Source organism: Citrobacter sp. RHBSTW-00859 (assembly GCF_013729795.1).
In the GTDB taxonomy this organism is placed as follows: Bacteria; Pseudomonadota; Gammaproteobacteria; order Enterobacterales; family Enterobacteriaceae; genus Citrobacter; species Citrobacter braakii.
Window position 1 is genome coordinate 5,083,489 of record NZ_CP056284.1, and the last position, 18,762, is coordinate 5,102,250.

Sequence of the window (18,762 nt, forward strand, 5' to 3'; positions counted from 1 at the left end):
TGTCACCTGTATAACCAATACGCGGTGCTTTCCACATTCGCACCACTGTGTATATAACGTTTAAGCGCGGCGGTGTTGCCCATTTGGGTCGCCACGCGCAATGTTGTTTTACCGCGGGCCTGTGCCCAACAAAGCGCAGCCTGCATCAGTTCTGCACCCGCACCACGCCCGGCCAGCAGGCCAATTCTCGCCTCGGTCGCATTCAGTTCACGCAGCGAGACATAGCCACGAATCTCACCAGTCGGTTTACGAAAAATGAGGCATTGATGATCAAACGTCCCCAGCACCGCGTTTTCAATCCACTGTGCGTAGAAACGCGCGCTGGCATCTTCGGCATACCACGGGGCGCGAAAACGACTTTGCGCAAATGCCTGTCCTGCCAGATGGCGTAATACCGGGATATCCGTAGGTTGCGCGACCTGCGCACCAGGGTCGCCGCTGGCACACGTTACCGGCAGTACAAAATCGACTTCACCTTCTACCAGTGAGAACCCCAAATGCTGCAGAGCATCTAATTCATGGCTATTTGCGGCAAGTATTTTTGCTTGTACACGCGACCAGGGCAGCAACGCATCCGCAGTTAGAACCGGCGCGCGTTGGTCAAAACGGACAATGGCGCTATTCACGCCAAAGAACGTATTTTCCCAGCTAAGCGGCTCAATACTGGCGCGGACGAGCACGGAGCAGCTCCAGCAGGTATTGACCATAACCCGTTTTGGCCAGTGAACTGGCGGCACGCTTCACGCCTTCGTCATCCAGCCAACCGTTACGCCAGGCGATTTCTTCCAGACAGGCTATTTTAAAGCCCTGGCGTTTCTCCACCGTCTGCACAAAAGTGCTCGCTTCGATCAAACTGTCATGCGTACCGGTATCCAGCCAGGCAAAGCCACGCCCAAGCAATTCAACCGTCAGATGTCCGTCATCAAGATACATCTGGTTGATAGACGTAATCTCCAGCTCCCCACGCTCAGAAGGTTTCACGCGTTTCGCGTATTCCACCACTTTGCTGTCATAAAAATAGAGCCCTGTCACCGCCCAATTAGATTTCGGCGCTTTCGGCTTCTCTTCCAGAGAGACTGCGCGAAAATTGTCATCAAACTCAACAACACCAAAACGTTCAGGGTCCATGACCTGATAGCCAAACACCGTCGCGCCTTGCGTTCTGGCGGCCACATGACGCAGTTTTGGACTGAATCCTTGACCAAAGAAGATGTTGTCCCCTAACACCAGGCACGATGGTTCACCGTTAAGAAACGTTTCACCGATAATAAAAGCCTGCGCTAATCCATCCGGGCTCGGTTGCTCAGCATAGTGCAGTTCAATGCCGAACTCAGATCCATCGCCCAGCAAACGCTGGAAATAGCCTTTATCTTCCGGAGTGGTGATAATCAGGATTTCGCGAATTCCCGCCAGCATCAGTACCGATAGCGGGTAGTAAATCATCGGCTTATCGTAAATGGGTAATAGTTGCTTCGATACGCCCCGCGTAATGGGATACAGGCGAGTACCTGAGCCACCCGCCAGAATGATACCTTTCATGCGTTGTCTCCTCCGCAAAACCAGGCTGTTAGCCCTTCAGACCTAAACGTTCGCCCTGGTAACTGCCGTCCTGCACGGGTTTCCACCATGGCTGATTATCCAGGTACCACTGCACGGTTTTGCGCATTCCACTTTCAAACGTTTCCTGCGGCATCCACCCGAGTTCACGCGCAATTTTTGAAGCGTCAATGGCGTAACGCAAATCATGGCCTGGGCGATCGTCCACAAAAGCGATCAAGTCGCGGTACTGCGCGATGCCCTGCGGTTTATGCGGAGCCAGCTCTTCCAACAGGCTGCAAACCGTTTCGACAACATCCAGGTTTTTACGCTCGTTATGGCCACCAATATTATAGGTTTCCCCAACCGCGCCCGTCGTCGCCACGCAATAGAGCGCCCTGGCGTGATCTTCTACATACAACCAGTCACGGATCTGTTGACCATTGCCGTATACCGGCAACGGTTTGCCCGCCAGTGCGTTGAGGATCATCAGCGGAATCAGTTTTTCCGGGAAATGGTACGGACCATAGTTATTGGAACAGTTGGTAATCAGCGTTGGCAGACCGTAGGTACGCAGCCAAGCGCGAACCAGATGATCGCTGCTGGCTTTCGACGCGGAATAAGGGCTGCTCGGCGCATACGGCGTGGTTTCGGTGAAGAAATCATCTGTGGAATGGAGATCGCCATACACCTCGTCAGTCGAGATATGGTGGAAACGAAACGCCAATTTTTCCTCGCTGGCTAATGTACTCCAGTAAGCGCGCGCCGCTTCCAACAGCGTGTAGGTTCCCACAATGTTGGTTTCGATAAAGGCGGCCGGACCATCAATGGAACGATCGACATGGCTTTCTGCAGCCAGATGCATCACGCAGGCCGGCTGATATTGTTGAAACACCTTGTCGAGCGATGCCCGATCGCAAATATCCACTTTCTCAAAGGCAAAACGGGAATTCTGCGCAACCGACTCCAGCGACATCAGATTTCCGGCGTAGGTCAGCTTATCGACCACAACCACCGCATCCTCGGTATCATGAATGATGTGTCGCACAACCGCCGAGCCGATAAATCCCGCTCCACCGGTAACCAGAATTCGTTTCATTAGCGCCAGACCCCTTTGGTATCAACGATGTACTGCTGTTGAACCGCATCGCCTTTGATGGCTTTAAATTCATTATGGTCAACTAACATGACCAACACATCAGCACGTGCCAGAGCATCGTCCAGCGTCGCCAGTTGGCAAAGACCATCCAGTTTTTTCGGCAGTTGATGGATGTTCGGTTCCACCACCAGCATTTCGCCTTTGTGCCATTGCGCAATATTCTGCGCAATTCCCATCGCCGGGCTTTCACGCAAATCGTCAATATTGGGTTTGAATGCCAGACCAAAACAGGCAATTTTCACTTCGCTAGCCCGTTTGTTGGTATCCGCCAGACAGTCGGCTACGGCAGCCTTTACCCGATCGACCACCCAATGCGGTTTACCATCGTTTACCTCACGTGCAGTACGGATCAATTTCGCCTGCTGCGGGTTCTGCGCCACGATAAACCACGGATCGACCGCGATACAGTGTCCACCTACGCCAGGGCCGGGCTGCAAAATATTCACGCGTGGATGGCGGTTTGCCAGGCGAATCAGTTCCCAGACGTTGATCCCCTGATCGGCACAAATCAGCGACAGTTCATTGGCGAAGGCGATATTGACATCGCGAAAGCTATTTTCCGTCAGCTTACACATTTCTGCGGTGCGGGCGTTGGTTACCACACATTCGCCTTCGAGAAAGATGTTGTACAGCTCGCTGGCGCGCGCGGAACAGACGGAGGTCATTCCTCCAATCACCCGATCGTTTTTAATCAGTTCGACCATTACCTGACCCGGCAGTACGCGCTCTGGGCAATAAGCAATGTTAACGTCCGCCTGTTCACCGACCTGCTGCGGGAAAGTCAGGTCAGCCCGCATTTCTGCAAGCCATGCGGCCATCTGTTCAGTTGCCCCGACAGGTGAGGTGGATTCCAGAATCACCAATGCGCCTTTTTTCAAAACTGGCGCAATAGATTTCGCCGCGGCTTCTACGTAGACCATATCGGGTTCATGATCTCCCTTGAACGGGGTAGGCACCGCAATCAGATACGCATCAGCATCTACGGGTGTCGCGCTCGCACGTAAAAACCCATTTTCGACCGCCGTTTTCACCACCGCCCCCAGATCGGGCTCAACGATGTGAATTTCACCGCGATTAATGGTATCCACCGCATGTTGATTTATATCTACGCCAATTACGTGTTTTTGACGGGAAGCAAAGGCAGCCGCCGTTGGCAGTCCGATATAACCCAGCCCAATGACAGAAATGGTCGTAAAACTCATAGCGATATCCGATTATTTTTTAATGCATCTAAAATGCGGTCACATGCCAGCCCGTCTCCATACGGATTATGGGCGCGGCTCATGATCTGATATTCATTGTCGTCATGCAGCAAACGCGTGACTTCTTCAACAATCCGCTGTGGGTCTGTACCTACCAGACGTACAGTCCCTGCGGTAATAGCTTCCGGGCGCTCCGTTGTTTCACGCATCACCAGCACAGGTTTCCCCAGAGACGGCGCTTCTTCCTGAATCCCGCCGGAATCAGTAAGGATCAACCAGGCGTGATTCATCAGCCATACGAATGGCAGGTAGTCCTGAGGTTCAATCAACACCACATTTTCAACGTGACCCAGGATGCGATTGACCGGCTCACTGACGTTAGGGTTCAGGTGTACCGGATAGACAATCTGCACATTTTGGTTAGACGCGGCTATTTCCGCCAGGGCATGACAGATTTGCTCAAAACCGCGACCGAAGCTTTCCCGACGATGACCGGTCACCAGGATCATCTTTTTATCAGCATCCAGGAAAGGATAACGTTCGGCCAGATCCGCACGCAGCGTCTCATTTCCCAGTACGCGATCCCGAACCCAGATCAACGCGTCAATAACCGTATTACCCGTGACGAAAATACGATCATCAGGGATAGCTTCTCGTAACAGATTTTGGCGCGAGTTTTCTGTTGGGGCAAAATGATACATTGCCAGACGCCCGGTCAGCGTACGATTAGCCTCTTCCGGCCATGGTGAATAGAGATCGCCTGTACGTAAACCAGCCTCTACATGCCCCACCGGGATGCGCTGATAGAACGCGGCCAGACTGGTAGCAATCGTGGTTGTGGTATCACCATGAACCAACACCACATCGGGTTTGAATTCAGCCCAAATAGGCTTTAACCCTTCCAGGATGCGGCAGGTTATTTCTGTTAGTCCCTGACCTGGCTGCATAATATTGAGATCGTAGTCAGGTACAATGGAAAAAAGATTCAACACCTGATCGAGCATCTCCCGATGCTGCGCCGTAACGCAAACTTTCGCCTCAAAATCAGGATCTTTTTCCAGCGCATGAACCAGAGGAGCCATCTTAATGGCCTCCGGTCGCGTACCAAATACAGTCAGTACTTTCACATCGATTCTCTTCGGATTGGCAGCGAGGGCCCAGCCCCTCACTGCAACGGCATTGCTAAATCGTACGGCGACGGGTTAACGCTACACCAGCACCGATCAGAGCCCCAACGATACCCCACATAATCATCAGGAAGGCGCGACGAGGGCTGTCACGTTTTACCGGCTCTTCCGGCGTTCTCAAATAACGATAGGTCTGAAAACGCGGATCTAAAGTTGGTCCAACGTTCAGGGTGTTCAGCATTGCCCTGTTCTGGAAATAGTCCAGATCGAAATCCGGACCAATTGACTGCAGATTCTCAAGTCGCGCCTGCAACATAGGACGTCCGAGTAAGAACAATTCTGAATCCGGTAATTCATCAGCTGGAACATCTGTGGAAGTACGCGAAATATTATGCTGCTCAGCAATTTTAAGCGCTTGTTCAATGCTGTGGACGCGGCGAGAGAAAATGGATTTTGCCACTTCTTCCTGACGTTTGACCTGCGCTTTCATCTGCACAGTGCGTGCGGCCCATGCGCCTTTTAACTCATCATTCAGATGACGTGCCGCGCGTTGGCTGGCAAACGCGACGTACTGGCGCAGCAAATTGTTGGCATCAGGAGCCGTCTCGGCAATCAGCTTCACGCTGTCATTGGTATTACGTAGCGCATCGCCAGGTAAAAACTGAATGTTATTGATCAGTTCATCCAGCATCGCCGCATCGGCTTTACTATTACCGACCATACGCTGCTTATAGTAATCAGTCTGCTGCCAGAATTCTCGGCGTGTATCCCAGGAGGCAAGCTGCATAATGAATTCTTTATAGGCCTCATCCATTACTGACGGTTGGTCCGTGGACGCAAGACTGGCCTTAATATCCAGGTTGCGTAAAAACTGTTGTTGAGAGTAAAAGCCACCCAACATATTGACCGTTGGCCTGTCAGTAATCGCCGTGGCGCTCCACTCCTGACGCGCAAAAAACGTATAGGCGAGGGCCGCTATCGCGAAGGCGAGAGCCATACCGACGATCCACACCTTCCCTGACCACAAGGTACGAAACAACCCACGGATATCCAGTTCATTTTCAGCGCTCACGGCGTCTTCCCCCGGTAATGGTTGTCTCATCGCATCCTCAATTTACTTGGTTAAGTTTGGTTTGCCTTCACGAATTCTTCGCAATCTGCGCTTCACTCGCTTGATAAATCTCGCTACCTTCCAGGCACGCTTGATACAGTAACCGTAGAGGCCAAAGGCCAGTAAAAAAAGCAACAACATGGCCCATTCAGGGACTAAGCGAAAATATTCAGCCAACACGCCGATAGACGCCAGTACCGCCGCAGCCAGCGTAATCAGAACAAATGCTTGTCGGGAAGTAAACCCTGCCCGCATCACCAAATGATGTATGTGTTGACGATCCGCGGAGAAAGGGCTCATGCCTTTTCGCAAACGTCGGTACATGATTGCCACCATATCCATCAATGGAATGGCAATAATCCACAGTGCAGTTACCGGGCTAATGGGGTGAGTTTTGCCCTGCGTAGTCTCCAGCAGGATCCAAATAATGGTGAAGCCAATCAGTGTACTGCCCGCGTCACCCATAAAAACTTTATAGCGACGTCCAAGGATGCCCAGATTTAGCAGGATATAAGGCAGAATGGCGGCGATCATGGCAAAACACCAGATAGCCAGACTCGTCTGACCATCAAACCACAAAATGAATCCCATCGCCGCAAATGAAACGCTGGACAACCCACCTAGCAGACCATCAATCCCATCCACCATATTGAAGGCGTTTATTGCCGCCCAGACGGCAAACAGCGTGAGTAAATAGCCGAACGGACCGAGCACCATCTCCCAGGGGCCAAAAATATACCCAAGGCTAAGAAGATAGAGTTTGCCAACCGACATCATAATAATGCCGATCGCGGCCTGGATAATCGCACGGATTTTTACACTGATATCAAAGCGATCGTCTAACGCGCCGACCAAAACTAATACACCAGCACAGGCCAGAAAGAGAGAAGCATGCGGGATGTAGTAGTCAGCAATGGCAAACGTAAAACATACACCTGCGTAAGCCGAAATCCCTCCAACCAACGGAATCAATCCCTGATGCCGTTTACGGAAGTTGGGTTTATCCACTAAACCAATCTTTTTTGCGACCTTGCGGGCAAAGAAAAGAAACAGTGTTGTGAATAAGAAAATACTGATGAGATCAGTGCTTACTGTCAGTAAATTCACAATGCATGCTCTCAGAGAATATTAATAGCAGAAGTATAACCACGAAGACCTATATTCAGAAGGGAAACCCGACTTCATACCCAATGGTTTTGTATAATTATCAACCACAAGAAACAGATTACGAATCTTTTTCTACTTGTTGGTACTTCATACCGTATTATCGTTATTGTGTCGTTAAGATTACAGCCACAAAAGCAAAACGCCACGTAAAAACGTGGCGTTTTCGGATGAGACCTGAATTACGAACGCTTCATCATATCGAAGAAGTCGTCGTTAGTCTTGGTCATCGCCAGCTTGTTAATGAGGAATTCCATGGCATCAATTTCACCCATCGGATGGATGATTTTGCGCAGGATCCACATTTTCTGCAGCTCTTCCTGAGTGGTGAGCAGCTCTTCTTTACGGGTACCGGAACGGTTGTAGTCGATAGCCGGGAAGACGCGTTTTTCAGCAATCTTACGAGAGAGATGCAGTTCCATGTTGCCGGTACCTTTAAACTCTTCGTAGATAACTTCATCCATTTTAGAGCCGGTATCGATCAGGGCAGTCGCGATGATGGTCAGGCTACCGCCCTCTTCCACGTTACGCGCCGCACCGAAGAAACGCTTCGGACGATGCAAGGCGTTGGCATCAACACCACCGGTCAGAACTTTACCGGAAGCCGGAACCACGGTGTTGTAAGCACGCGCCAGACGGGTGATGGAATCGAGCAGAATGATAACGTCTTTCTTGTGTTCAACCAGACGTTTCGCCTTCTCGATAACCATTTCCGCAACCTGAACGTGGCGGGAGGCTGGTTCGTCAAAGGTAGACGCAACCACTTCACCTTTCACCAGACGCTGCATCTCGGTAACTTCTTCCGGACGTTCGTCAATCAGCAGCACCATCAGCACGCAGTCCGGATGGTTGTAAGCAATGCTCTGCGCGATGTTCTGCAGCAGCATGGTTTTACCTGCTTTCGGCGGAGCAACAATCAGACCACGTTGGCCACGACCGATCGGTGATGCCAAATCCAGTACACGCGCCGTTAAGTCTTCAGTAGAACCGTTACCACGTTCCATACGCAGACGAGAGTTTGCGTGCAGCGGAGTTAAGTTCTCAAAGAGGATTTTGTTACGGGCATTTTCTGGTTTGTCGTAGTTAACTTCGTTAACTTTCAACAGCGCAAAGTAGCGTTCACCTTCTTTCGGCGGGCGAATCTTACCAGAGATGGTATCACCAGTGCGGAGGTTGAAACGGCGGATTTGGCTGGGAGAAACGTAGATGTCATCAGGACCGGCGAGGTAGGAGCTGTCTGCAGAGCGGAGGAAACCAAATCCATCCTGCAATATCTCCAGCACACCGTCACCAAAGATATCTTCGCCACTCTTTGCGTGCTGCTTCAGGATGGCAAAAATAATGTCCTGCTTGCGCATACGAGCCAGGTTTTCAAGGCCCATATTTTCGCCGAGAGTGATCAGCTCAGAAACCGGCGTATTCTTTAATTCGGTAAGATTCATAATGGTGTGAGTTCTTAAACTTGGGGTAAATCTCGAACTTAATGTTGTGAATGGTATGGCAGGGTCATCCATGCCTGTTTACGGCCATCAACTCATGTCTGTTCGCTGTCTGGTCACAGGAAAGTACGCAGAACTGAAACGACAAGACGGATTGAGTGACAAGCCAGGAATCTGTCCACTTCTCGCGCGAGAAACAACGGGAAGTATTGGATATAACTAGATTCAAACTTAATAAGGTATGTTTAATACGAAGTCAACACTAACTTAGCACGACTCAAGTCGGGCGTCCAGTCATCCGAATCATTTCGAAGTATGGTCGCCCGATCATGAGACTTCCTTACGCTAAATTAGCGTCGAGGAATTCTTTCAACTGACCTTTGGATAGTGCGCCGACTTTAGTCGCCGCAACTTCGCCGTTTTTAAACAGCAGCAGGGTCGGGATGCCACGGATACCATACTTCGGCGCGGTGCCTGGGTTTTGGTCAATGTTCAGTTTAGCAACCGTCAATTTGCCCTGATATTCGTCAGCGATTTCATCCAGAATTGGAGCGATCATTTTGCACGGACCGCACCACTCTGCCCAGAAATCAACGAGGATAGCTCCGTCCGCTTTGAGTACATCCGTGTCAAAACTGTCGTCAGTCAGGTGAATAATTTTATCGCTCATATTAACTCCACAGGAATAAGCCTGGTGCGTTGGTGTACTCTTAATCAACGACGTGTTGATGTAGCATTAACCAACTAAAGGTTGACTTTATTTCACCGGATACGCTTTCGTAAAGCAATAGTAAGCTGATATTCTACCACACTATGAGCAAAACACATTTAACAGAACAGAAGTTTTCCGACTTCGCCCTGCACCCAAAGGTGATAGAAGCCCTTGAAAATAAAGGCTTTCATAACTGCACGCCCATTCAGGCCCTCGCGCTGCCGCTAACGCTGGCAGGTCGTGATGTTGCAGGGCAGGCGCAAACCGGTACCGGAAAAACGATGGCGTTCCTGACGTCAACGTTTCATTATCTTCTCTCTCATCCCGCGATTGCCGATCGCAAGGTGAACCAACCGCGTGCGTTAATTATGGCGCCAACGCGTGAGTTAGCCGTGCAGATCCACGCTGACGCCGAGCCGCTGGCACAGACCACCGGTTTGAAATTAGGCCTGGCTTATGGCGGCGACGGTTATGACAAACAGCTGAAAGTGCTGGAAAGCGGCGTCGATATTCTTATCGGCACGACCGGTCGTCTCATCGACTATGCAAAACAGAACCACATTAACCTGGGCGCGATTCAGGTCGTGGTGCTGGATGAAGCCGATCGTATGTACGATCTGGGCTTTATCAAAGATATCCGTTGGCTGTTCCGTCGTATGCCGCCAACCACCCAACGTCTGAACATGCTGTTTTCTGCAACCCTCTCTTACCGCGTTCGCGAACTGGCGTTCGAACAGATGAATAACGCCGAGTACGTTGAAGTCGAACCGGAACAGAAGACAGGTCACCGCATTAAAGAAGAGCTCTTCTATCCTTCCAACGAAGAGAAAATGCGTTTGCTGCAAACGCTGATTGAAGAAGAGTGGCCAGATCGCGCCATCGTCTTTGCTAACACTAAGCATCGTTGTGAAGATATCTGGGGTAGCCTTGCCGCTGACGGTCATCGCGTCGGTCTGTTGACCGGTGACGTGGCGCAGAAAAAACGTCTGCGTATCCTTGATGAGTTCACCCGTGGCGATCTCGACATTCTCGTTGCGACGGATGTCGCCGCGCGTGGTCTGCATATCCCAGCCGTAACGCACGTATTTAACTATGACCTGCCGGATGACTGTGAAGATTACGTTCACCGTATCGGCCGTACCGGTCGCGCCGGAGCAAGCGGTCACTCTATCAGCCTGGCCTGTGAAGAATACGCGCTGAATTTACCAGCAATCGAGACCTATATCGGTCACTCGATCCCGGTCAGCAAGTATAACCCGGATGCGCTGATGACCGATCTGCCGAAGCCGTTACGCTTAACGCGTCCGCGCACAGGCAATGGCCCACGCCGTACCGGTGGTGCTCCGCGTAATCGTCGTCGTTCAGGTTAACGTTAGATATGCTCACAACCACTTCGCTGTACGCCGCAATTGATTTAGGCTCGAATAGTTTTCATATGCTGGTTGTACGCGAGGTGGCGGGAAGCATTCAGACACTCACGCGTATTAAACGCAAGGTGCGTCTGGCCGCTGGCCTCAACAGCGACAACGTTCTTTCCGCTGAAGCTATGGAGCGCGGCTGGCAATGCCTGCGCCTGTTTGCTGAACGCCTGCAGGATATCCCTCAGCCGCAAATCCGCGTGGTCGCCACGGCAACATTACGCATCGCGGTAAACGCCGATGAGTTTATCGCCAAAGCGCAAGAGATCCTCGGCTGTCCTGTCCAGGTCATCAGCGGCGAAGAAGAAGCGCGGCTGATTTATCAAGGTGTTGCCCACACCACCGGCGGTGCCGATCAGCGTCTTGTCGTTGATATTGGCGGTGCCAGCACTGAACTGGTTACCGGCTCCGGCGCGCAAACCACCTCTCTGTTCAGCCTGTCAATGGGCTGCGTCACCTGGCTCGAAAGGTATTTCACCAATCGTAATCTGGCACAGGAAAACTTTGACGAAGCAGAGAAAGCGGCTCGCGAAGTTCTGCGCCCGGTCGCCGACAAACTGCGTTTTCATGGCTGGAAAGTTTGCGTTGGCGCCTCTGGCACCGTCCAGGCGTTACAGGAAATCATGATGGCGCAAGGCATGGATGAGCGCATTACGTTGGCCAAGCTTCAGCAGCTTAAACAGCGCGCCATTCATTGTGGTCGTCTGGAAGAGCTGGAAATAGAAGGGTTAACGCTCGAACGCGCACTGGTTTTTCCCAGCGGACTGGCCATTCTGATCGCCATTTTCACCGAACTGAATATTCAATGCATGACTCTGGCCGGCGGCGCACTACGCGAAGGTCTGGTCTACGGCATGCTGCACTTGCCAGTTGATCAGGACATTCGCAGCCGTACGCTGCGTAATATTCAGCGTCGATTTATGGTCGACACCGATCAGGCGAATCGCGTCACGCAATTGGCTGTACATTTACTCGAACAGGTGAAAGATGAGTGGCATCTTGAAGCTATTAGTCGTGAACTGCTGCAAAGTGCCTGTCAGTTGCATGAAATAGGACTGAGCGTAGAGTATAAGCAGGCGCCACTGCATGCCGCCTGGCTGGTACGTAATCTCGATCTCCCGGGCTTTACTCCCGCGCAGAAAAAACTGTTAGCCACGCTGTTGCTCAACCAAACTAATCCAGTCGATCTCTCTTCACTCCACCAGCAAAACGCTGTGCCACCACGCATCGCGGAGCACCTTTGCCGTTTGCTACGCCTGGCGATCATTTTCGCCGCTCGCCGTCGCGACGATTTAGTGCCACATATCACCCTGCAAGCTCAGGATGAGAATCTGACGTTAACGCTACCGGAAGGCTGGCTGGAACATCATCCATTAGGTACAGAGTTAATCGATCAGGAAATACAGTGGCAAAGTTATGTCCACTGGCCGCTGGAAGTGCATTAGATGCTGGCTGCCGGATAGCGCTTACGCTTATCCGGCCTACAAAATACCTATTTCTCTTTGGCTTTCGCCATCATTGCCCGAATGTTAGCAATGCTGGCCTGCCCTTTTTGCATCCGCTCCTCGGCACTCACCACTTTACGTTCCTGTTCCCAGATAACGTCATCTTGTGGTAGTTCCAACAGGAAACGGCTCGGTTCCGGTCGAACCAGTTCACCGTACTGGCGGCGCTCTTTACACAGCGTGAAGATAAGTTCTTTCTGCGCACGCGTAATCCCGACGTAAGCCAGACGACGCTCTTCGTCGATGTTATCTTCATCGATGCTGCTCTGGTGCGGCAAAAATCCTTCTTCCATTCCCACCATAAATACGTACGGGAACTCCAGTCCTTTTGAAGCATGCAGCGTCATCAACTGCACCTGATCCAACTCTTCTTCGCTCTCTCCGCGCTCCATCATGTCGCGCAGGGTAAAGCGGGTAACGACCTGAGTCAGGGTCATTGGCTCTTCCAGCTCACTACCTTCCAGCATCTCCGTCATCCAGCTGAACAGCGTGTTGACGTTTTTCATACGCATTTCGGCCGCTTTCGGGCTCGGCGAGGTTTCATACAGCCAGGATTCGTAATCAATGCCGTGGATCAGATCGCGTACGGCGGCAACCGGCTCGCGCTCCGCCAGACGTTGAATGTCACCCAGCCAGTGCGTAAAGCGGGTCAGAGAATCATATCCACGCCCGGTTAGCGTCTGGCTAAGTCCCATATCAAAGCTGGCGGTAAACAGGCTTTTATTACGCGTCATCGCCCATTCCCCCAACTTTTGCAGCGTGGCCGGACCGATTTCACGCTTTGGCGTATTTACGATGCGCAAAAATGCACTGTCATCATCCGGGTTGCTGAGCACGCGCAGATAGGCCAGCAAATCTTTAATCTCCGGACGTGAGAAGAACGACGTCCCGCCGGAAATTTTGTACGGGATGCGGTTCTGCATAAGAAATTTTTCGAACACTCGCGACTGATGATTACCGCGATACAGGATGGCGTAGTCTTTATACTGCGTCTTGTTCACAAAGTGATGGGCAATCAGTTCCCCGGTCACGCGTTCTGCTTCGTGCTCTTCATTATTCGCACTCAAAACCTTCAGCTCAGCGCCGTAGCCCAGCTCAGAAAAGAGCCGTTTTTCAAAGACGTGTGGGTTGTTAGCAATAAGGATGTTCGCCGCCTTCAGGATACGCCCTGATGAACGATAGTTTTGCTCCAGCTTCACCACCTGCAGCGCCGGAAAATCTTTGCTTAACAGTACCAGGTTCTGCGGACGTGCACCGCGCCAGGAGTAGATCGACTGATCGTCATCACCCACGACGGTAAAGCGCGCGCGTTTCCCCACCAGCAACTTCACCAACTCGTACTGGCTGGTGTTGGTATCCTGATATTCATCCACCAGCAGGTAGCGGATTTTGTTCTGCCAGCGCTCGCGCACCTCTTCATTGCGCTGCAACAGCAGCGTGGGGAGCAGGATCAGATCGTCAAAATCGAGGACGTTACACGCCTTCATATGCGCGTCATACAGACCATAGCAGTGGGCAAAAATACGATCGCGTTCACCCTTTGCACTGGCTGCCGCCTGCGCTGGGGTCATCAGATCGTTTTTCCAGTTGGAGATCGTTGAAATCAACTGTTGAAGGATAAGTTTATCGTCTTCAATTAGCCCTTCGGTCAATTCCTTAAGCAGGGCCACCTGGTCAGTATCATCAAATAACGAGAAGTTCGACTTCATCCCTAGCGCGGCGTATTCACGCTTAATGACATCCAGTCCCAGAGTGTGGAAAGTAGAGATCATCAACCCGCGCGCTTCTTTACGACCCAACGTTTGCGCCACACGCTCTTTCATCTCGCGCGCAGCCTTATTGGTAAAGGTTACTGCCGCAATATGTCGTGCCTGATAGCCACATTCACGGATCAGATGTGCGATTTTGTTAGTGATAACACGCGTCTTACCGGAACCCGCTCCCGCCAGCACCAGGCAAGGTCCGGTGACGAATTCGACGGCTTGTTGTTGTCCGGGGTTCAAACGCATAGAGGATTGCTCAATCTGTAAACACGGGGATGTGGATTGTAGCAGAAAGTGACGCCAGGGGGATCGGTCATAGCCCATCGCCGAAGACCACGGATTACATGCTACTATTGCGCCCTGATTTATCACTCAACTCAGAGCGCAAACCATGGCAAAAACAGCATCAGCAGTGCATATCCTTGTTAAAGAAGAGAAACTGGCTCTCGATCTTCTGGAACAAATCAAAAATGGCGCCGATTTTGGTAAACTGGCGAAGAAACACTCTATCTGCCCGTCGGGCAAACGCGGCGGCGATTTAGGCGAATTCCGCCAGGGCCAGATGGTTCCGGCGTTTGATAAAGTGGTGTTCTCCTGCCCGGTGCTGGAGCCAACCGGCCCACTGCACACTCAGTTCGGTTATCACATCATTAAAGTGCTGTACCGTAACTAATAGAAAGCCCGGTGTGTTCAAACACCGGGCTTTTTTTGCCGAATGGCAGCCTCTTAGCCAGCTACAGCAATACGTTTCATATCCGTCATATAGCCACGCAGTTTCTGGCCAACTTTCTCGATAGCATGGCCGCGAATAGCATCGTTTACGTCGCGCAGCTGCGCGTTGTCTACCGCACCTTCGGCAATCGCTTTGCCCAGATCTCCGGTTTGCAGGGTGGTCATGAACTCTTTCAGCAGCGGTACGCACGCGTAAGAGAACAGGTAGTTACCGTATTCTGCGGTATCGGAAATGACTACGTTCATTTCGTACAGACGCTTACGGGCGATGGTGTTCGCGATCAGCGGCAGCTCGTGCAGTGATTCGTAGTAAGCAGACTCTTCGATGATGCCGGAATCCACCATGGTTTCAAACGCCAGCTCAACGCCAGCCTTCACCATCGCGATCATCAGCACGCCTTTATCGAAGTACTCCTGCTCGCCAATTTTTCCTTCAAACTGCGGCGCGGTTTCGAACGCGGTTTTGCCGGTCTCTTCACGCCAGGTCAGCAGTTTCTTATCGTCGTTGGCCCAGTCAGCCATCATGCCTGAAGAGAATTCGCCGGAGATGATGTCATCCATGTGTTTCTGGAACAGCGGCGCCATGATCTCTTTCAGCTGTTCGGACAGCGCATAAGCACGCAGTTTCGCTGGGTTAGACAGACGATCCATCATCAGGGTGATACCGCCCTGCTTCAGCGCTTCGGTGATGGTTTCCCAGCCGAACTGAATCAGTTTTTCGGCGTAAGCCGGGTCAGTACCTTCTTCCACCAGCTTGTCGAAGCACAGCAGAGAGCCTGCCTGCAGCATACCGCACAGAATTGTCTGCTCGCCCATCAGGTCAGATTTCACTTCCGCAACGAAGGACGATTCCAGCACGCCTGCACGGTGACCGCCAGTGGCCGCAGCCCATGCTTTGGCAATCGCCATGCCTTCGCCTTTCGGATCGTTTTCCGGGTGAACGGCGATCAGGGTTGGAACACCAAAACCACGTTTGTACTCTTCACGCACTTCGGTACCCGGACACTTCGGCGCAACCATCACCACAGTGATATCTTTACGGATCTGCTCGCCCACTTCGACGATGTTGAAACCGTGGGAGTAGCCCAGCGCCGCGCCATCTTTCATCAGCGGCTGTACGGAACGTACAACGTCGGAGTGCTGTTTGTCCGGGGTCAGGTTAACCACCAGATCTGCCTGCGGGATCAGTTCTTCATAAGTACCTACTTTGAAGCCATTTTCGGTCGCTTTGCGCCACGAAGCGCGCTTCTCAGCAATCGCTTCTTTACGCAGGGCGTAGGAGATATCCAGACCGGAGTCGCGCATGTTCAGGCCTTGGTTCAGCCCCTGAGCACCGCACCCGACGATGACCACTTTTTTACCCTGAAGGTAGCTTGCGCCATCGGCGAATTCGTCGCGCCCCATAAAGCGACATTTGCCCAGCTGCGCCAGCTGCTGGCGCAGGTTCAGTGTATTAAAGTAGTTAGCCATGGTGATACCTCGTGATGTTGTACTGTCTTATTGTTCGGTTCGCGTTTCAGCGAGAATGAACCCACATTACAACAGGAAATTTATTGCGGAAATTGATATATTCACAACATCACATTGCAATATCTGCAACGTAGAAAATCGGAGGCTCGTCCGTGGATTTACGCGATCTGAAAATGTTCCTGCATCTGGCGGAAAGCCGCCACTTTGGCCGCAGTGCGCGGGCAATGCACGTCAGCCCCTCCACACTCTCACGCCAGATCCAACGGCTGGAAGAAGATCTCGGCCAGGCGCTGTTTGTGCGCGATAACCGTACTGTCACGCTGACCGAAGCAGGCGAAGAGCTGCGAGTGTTTGCCCAGCAGACGCTGTTGCAGTATCAACAATTGCGCCACACCCTCGATCAACAGGGACCGTCGCTGTCGGGTGAGCTGCATATCTTCTGCTCGGTTACCGCCGCCTACAGCCACCTGCCGCCAATTCTCGACCGCTTTCGCGCCGAGCACCCCTCGGTTGAAATTAAGCTCACCACCGGCGATGCCGCTGACGCAATGGACAAAGTGGTCACCGGAGAGGCCGATCTGGCAATAGCGGGTAAGCCGGAGACGCTGCCCGGCGCAGTAGCATTCTCGATGCTGGAGAATTTAACGGTAGTGTTGATCGCACCAGCATTGCCTTGCCCGGTACGGAATCAGGTTTCGGTCGATAAGCCGGACTGGTCGACGGTGCCGTTTATCATGGCCGACCAGGGGCCGGTACGCCGCCGCATCGAGTTGTGGTTCCGCCGTCACAAAATCAGCAACCCATCGATTTACGCCACGGTCGGGGGGCACGAAGCGATGGTCTCGATGGTGGCGCTGGGCTGCGGCGTGGCTCTGCTGCCGGAAGTGGTGCTGGAAAATAGCCCGGAGCCGGTACGGAATCGCGTGATGATTTTAGAACGCAGCGACGAAAAAACACCGTTCGAGCTGGGTGTCTGCGCGCCGAAAAAACGGCTGCATGAGCCGCTCATAGACGCGTTCTGGAAGATTGTTCTGGAGCGTAAATCCGCCGAGTAGCGCCAGCGTCAGGCCTAAAATCAGTGGTAGATTCAGTATTGGCGCTCCTTTTCTGTATAATGTCCCGTGCCATAATAGATGTGGGGGGCTTGTTAACCATCACGTTTAGCAAGCCAGAACAGACGGTGTCATTGCGCACTTGACAGCGAAAATACAAACTTAATTAGCCATCATTATGATAATCAAACCAAAAATTCGTGGATTCATCTGTACAACGACCCATCCGACTGGCTGCAAAGTCAATGTGGAAAAACAGATCGATTATGTGAAGAAAAACGGGAAAATCGCTAACGGCCCTTCCCGCGTGCTGGTCATCGGTGCTTCCACCGGTTACGGCCTTGCTTCCAGAATTTCCGCCGCGTTTGGCAGCGGAGCCGCCACTATCGGCGTATTTTTCGAAAAACCAGGCACGGAAACCAAGCCAGGTTCCGCGGGCTGGTATAACTCTGCAGCCTTCGATGAGGCCGCAAAACGTGAAGGTCTGTATTCCAAAAGTATCAACGGCGACGCGTTCTCCGACGAGTGTCGCGACGAAGTTATCAAACTGATCAAAGAAGACCTGGGTCAGATTGACCTGGTGGTTTACTCACTGGCATCTCCGGTACGTAAAATGCCGAAAACCGGTGAAATCGTCCGTTCTGCGCTGAAGCCAATCGGTGAGGTTTATACCTCTAAAGCGATCGATACCAACAAAGATCAGATCATAACCGCCAGCATTGAGCCGGCAACCGAAGAAGAAGTTCAGAACACCGTCACCGTTATGGGCGGCGAAGACTGGGAACTGTGGATGGGCGCGCTGAGCGAAGCAGGCGTGCTGGCTGACGGCGTGAAAACCGTTGCCTACTCCTACATCGGTACCGACCTGACCTGGCCAATCTACTGGCACGGCGCGCTGGGCAAAGCAAAAGAAGATCTCGACCGCGCGGCAGGCGCGCTGCGTAATCAACTGGCTCCGCTGAACGGTTCCGCTAACGTTGCTGTACTGAAATCCGTTATCACGCAGGCCTCTTCTGCTATTCCGGTGATGCCGCTGTACATATCCATGGTCTTCAAGCTGATGAAAGAACAGGGCATTCATGAAGGCTGCATCGAGCAGATCAACCGTCTGATGACCACCAGCCTGTACGGCGATAAAGTGGCGCTTGATGACAACCAGCGTATCCGTATGGATGACTGGGAACTGCGTGAAGACATTCAGCAGGCATGCCGCGATCTGTGGCCGCTGATCACCACCGAAAACCTGGCGCAAAAAACGGACTATGCAGGATATAAGCAGGAATTCCTGAATCTGTTCGGTTTTGGTCTCGACGAAGTGGATTACGATGCGGATGTAAACACCGAAGTCGAATTCGAAGTCATCACGCTGTAA

Annotated in this window: 17 protein-coding genes; 5 read left to right on the forward strand and 12 right to left on the reverse strand. The window is 52.1% G+C overall.

Annotation, left to right across the window (positions count from 1 at the left end; genetic code table 11):
* Window positions 1-2: 2 nt before the first annotated feature.
* The 10 genes from rffC to trxA all read right to left on the reverse strand — a co-directional run bounded on the left by rffC (window position 3) and on the right by trxA (window position 9,408).
* A complete protein-coding gene (rffC, locus tag HV302_RS25570) occupies window positions 3-680 on the reverse strand; it encodes a dTDP-4-amino-4,6-dideoxy-D-galactose acyltransferase (RefSeq protein WP_047358754.1) in 678 nt (225 codons plus the stop codon).
* Window positions 658-1,539, reverse strand: coding sequence for a glucose-1-phosphate thymidylyltransferase RfbA (gene rfbA, locus HV302_RS25575; protein WP_016155112.1), 882 nt, complete (start codon window positions 1,537-1,539; stop codon window positions 658-660). The genes rffC and rfbA overlap by 23 nt, the downstream gene beginning before the upstream one ends.
* Window positions 1,540-1,567: 28 nt before the next feature.
* Entirely contained in the window at window positions 1,568-2,635 is a 1,068-nt protein-coding gene (rffG, locus tag HV302_RS25580; protein ID WP_181626748.1) for a dTDP-glucose 4,6-dehydratase, read from the reverse strand.
* A complete protein-coding gene (gene wecC, locus HV302_RS25585; RefSeq protein ID WP_181221004.1) occupies window positions 2,635-3,897 on the reverse strand; it encodes a UDP-N-acetyl-D-mannosamine dehydrogenase in 1,263 nt (420 codons plus the stop codon). The genes rffG and wecC overlap by 1 nt, the downstream gene beginning before the upstream one ends.
* Entirely contained in the window at window positions 3,894-5,024 is a 1,131-nt protein-coding gene (gene wecB / locus HV302_RS25590; RefSeq protein WP_181626749.1) for a non-hydrolyzing UDP-N-acetylglucosamine 2-epimerase, read from the reverse strand. The genes wecC and wecB overlap by 4 nt, the downstream gene beginning before the upstream one ends.
* Before the next feature lie 55 nt (window positions 5,025-5,079).
* Entirely contained in the window at window positions 5,080-6,126 is a 1,047-nt protein-coding gene (gene wzzE / locus HV302_RS25595; protein WP_016155108.1) for an ECA polysaccharide chain length modulation protein, read from the reverse strand.
* Window positions 6,127-6,138: 12 nt separating this feature from the next.
* Entirely contained in the window at window positions 6,139-7,242 is a 1,104-nt protein-coding gene (gene wecA / locus HV302_RS25600; RefSeq protein WP_016155107.1) for a UDP-N-acetylglucosamine--undecaprenyl-phosphate N-acetylglucosaminephosphotransferase, read from the reverse strand.
* 239 nt (window positions 7,243-7,481) lie between these two features.
* Window positions 7,482-8,741 carry a transcription termination factor Rho gene (gene rho / locus HV302_RS25605; protein WP_002437993.1) on the reverse strand — a complete coding sequence of 420 codons (1,260 nt, stop codon included), beginning with the start codon at window positions 8,739-8,741 and terminating at the stop codon, window positions 7,482-7,484.
* 87 nt (window positions 8,742-8,828) lie between these two features.
* Window positions 8,829-8,948 (reverse strand): rho operon leader peptide, encoded by a 120-nt coding sequence (locus tag HV302_RS25610; protein WP_049259789.1) that lies wholly within the window; start codon window positions 8,946-8,948, stop codon window positions 8,829-8,831.
* A 130-nt stretch (window positions 8,949-9,078) separates the two neighbouring features.
* Window positions 9,079-9,408 (reverse strand): thioredoxin TrxA, encoded by a 330-nt coding sequence (gene trxA, locus HV302_RS25615; RefSeq protein ID WP_001280776.1) that lies wholly within the window; start codon window positions 9,406-9,408, stop codon window positions 9,079-9,081.
* Between the two features lie 143 nt (window positions 9,409-9,551).
* Here trxA and rhlB point away from each other — a divergent pair, with 143 nt between their 5' ends.
* A complete protein-coding gene (gene rhlB / locus HV302_RS25620) occupies window positions 9,552-10,820 on the forward strand; it encodes an ATP-dependent RNA helicase RhlB (RefSeq protein WP_003829013.1) in 1,269 nt (422 codons plus the stop codon).
* 8 nt (window positions 10,821-10,828) lie between these two features.
* Complete coding sequence (gene gppA / locus HV302_RS25625) at window positions 10,829-12,313, forward strand: guanosine-5'-triphosphate,3'-diphosphate diphosphatase (RefSeq protein WP_016157837.1); 1,485 nt, start codon at window positions 10,829-10,831, stop codon at window positions 12,311-12,313.
* Between the two features lie 47 nt (window positions 12,314-12,360).
* On the opposite strand, the gene rep is transcribed toward gppA, so the two are convergent.
* Window positions 12,361-14,382 (reverse strand): DNA helicase Rep, encoded by a 2,022-nt coding sequence (gene rep / locus HV302_RS25630; protein ID WP_046274877.1) that lies wholly within the window; start codon window positions 14,380-14,382, stop codon window positions 12,361-12,363.
* A 145-nt stretch (window positions 14,383-14,527) separates the two neighbouring features.
* On the opposite strand from rep, the gene ppiC reads away from it, so the two are divergent.
* Entirely contained in the window at window positions 14,528-14,809 is a 282-nt protein-coding gene (gene ppiC / locus HV302_RS25635) for a peptidylprolyl isomerase PpiC (RefSeq protein WP_016155104.1), read from the forward strand.
* Between the two features lie 53 nt (window positions 14,810-14,862).
* On the opposite strand, the gene ilvC is transcribed toward ppiC, so the two are convergent.
* Window positions 14,863-16,338, reverse strand: a complete 1,476-nt coding sequence (gene ilvC / locus HV302_RS25640; RefSeq protein WP_016157835.1) for a ketol-acid reductoisomerase — start codon at window positions 16,336-16,338, stop codon at window positions 14,863-14,865.
* A 152-nt stretch (window positions 16,339-16,490) separates the two neighbouring features.
* On the opposite strand from ilvC, the gene ilvY reads away from it, so the two are divergent.
* Both ilvY and fabV read left to right on the forward strand, forming a co-directional pair.
* Window positions 16,491-17,393 (forward strand): HTH-type transcriptional activator IlvY, encoded by a 903-nt coding sequence (gene ilvY, locus HV302_RS25645; RefSeq protein ID WP_016155102.1) that lies wholly within the window; start codon window positions 16,491-16,493, stop codon window positions 17,391-17,393.
* A gap of 175 nt (window positions 17,394-17,568) precedes the next feature.
* Window positions 17,569-18,762 carry an enoyl-ACP reductase FabV gene (fabV, locus tag HV302_RS25650; RefSeq protein ID WP_016155101.1) on the forward strand — a complete coding sequence of 398 codons (1,194 nt, stop codon included), beginning with the start codon at window positions 17,569-17,571 and terminating at the stop codon, window positions 18,760-18,762.

Excerpts from the sequence above, each read along its gene's own strand:
- wzzE (WP_016155108.1), bottom strand. The coding sequence starts at position 6,126 with ATGAGACAACCATTACCGGGGGAAGACGCCGTGAGCGCTGAAAATGAA.
- rfbA (WP_016155112.1), bottom strand. The coding sequence starts at position 1,539 with ATGAAAGGTATCATTCTGGCGGGTGGCTCAGGTACTCGCCTGTATCCC.
- rho (WP_002437993.1), bottom strand. The coding sequence starts at position 8,741 with ATGAATCTTACCGAATTAAAGAATACGCCGGTTTCTGAGCTGATCACT.
- rffG (WP_181626748.1), bottom strand. The coding sequence starts at position 2,635 with ATGAAACGAATTCTGGTTACCGGTGGAGCGGGATTTATCGGCTCGGCG.
- ilvC (WP_016157835.1), bottom strand. The coding sequence starts at position 16,338 with ATGGCTAACTACTTTAATACACTGAACCTGCGCCAGCAGCTGGCGCAG.
- wecC (WP_181221004.1), bottom strand. The coding sequence starts at position 3,897 with ATGAGTTTTACGACCATTTCTGTCATTGGGCTGGGTTATATCGGACTG.
- rhlB (WP_003829013.1), top strand. The coding sequence starts at position 9,552 with ATGAGCAAAACACATTTAACAGAACAGAAGTTTTCCGACTTCGCCCTG.
- fabV (WP_016155101.1), top strand. The coding sequence starts at position 17,569 with ATGATAATCAAACCAAAAATTCGTGGATTCATCTGTACAACGACCCAT.
- ppiC (WP_016155104.1), top strand. The coding sequence starts at position 14,528 with ATGGCAAAAACAGCATCAGCAGTGCATATCCTTGTTAAAGAAGAGAAA.
- rep (WP_046274877.1), bottom strand. The coding sequence starts at position 14,382 with ATGCGTTTGAACCCCGGACAACAACAAGCCGTCGAATTCGTCACCGGA.
- gppA (WP_016157837.1), top strand. The coding sequence starts at position 10,829 with ATGCTCACAACCACTTCGCTGTACGCCGCAATTGATTTAGGCTCGAAT.
- trxA (WP_001280776.1), bottom strand. The coding sequence starts at position 9,408 with ATGAGCGATAAAATTATTCACCTGACTGACGACAGTTTTGACACGGAT.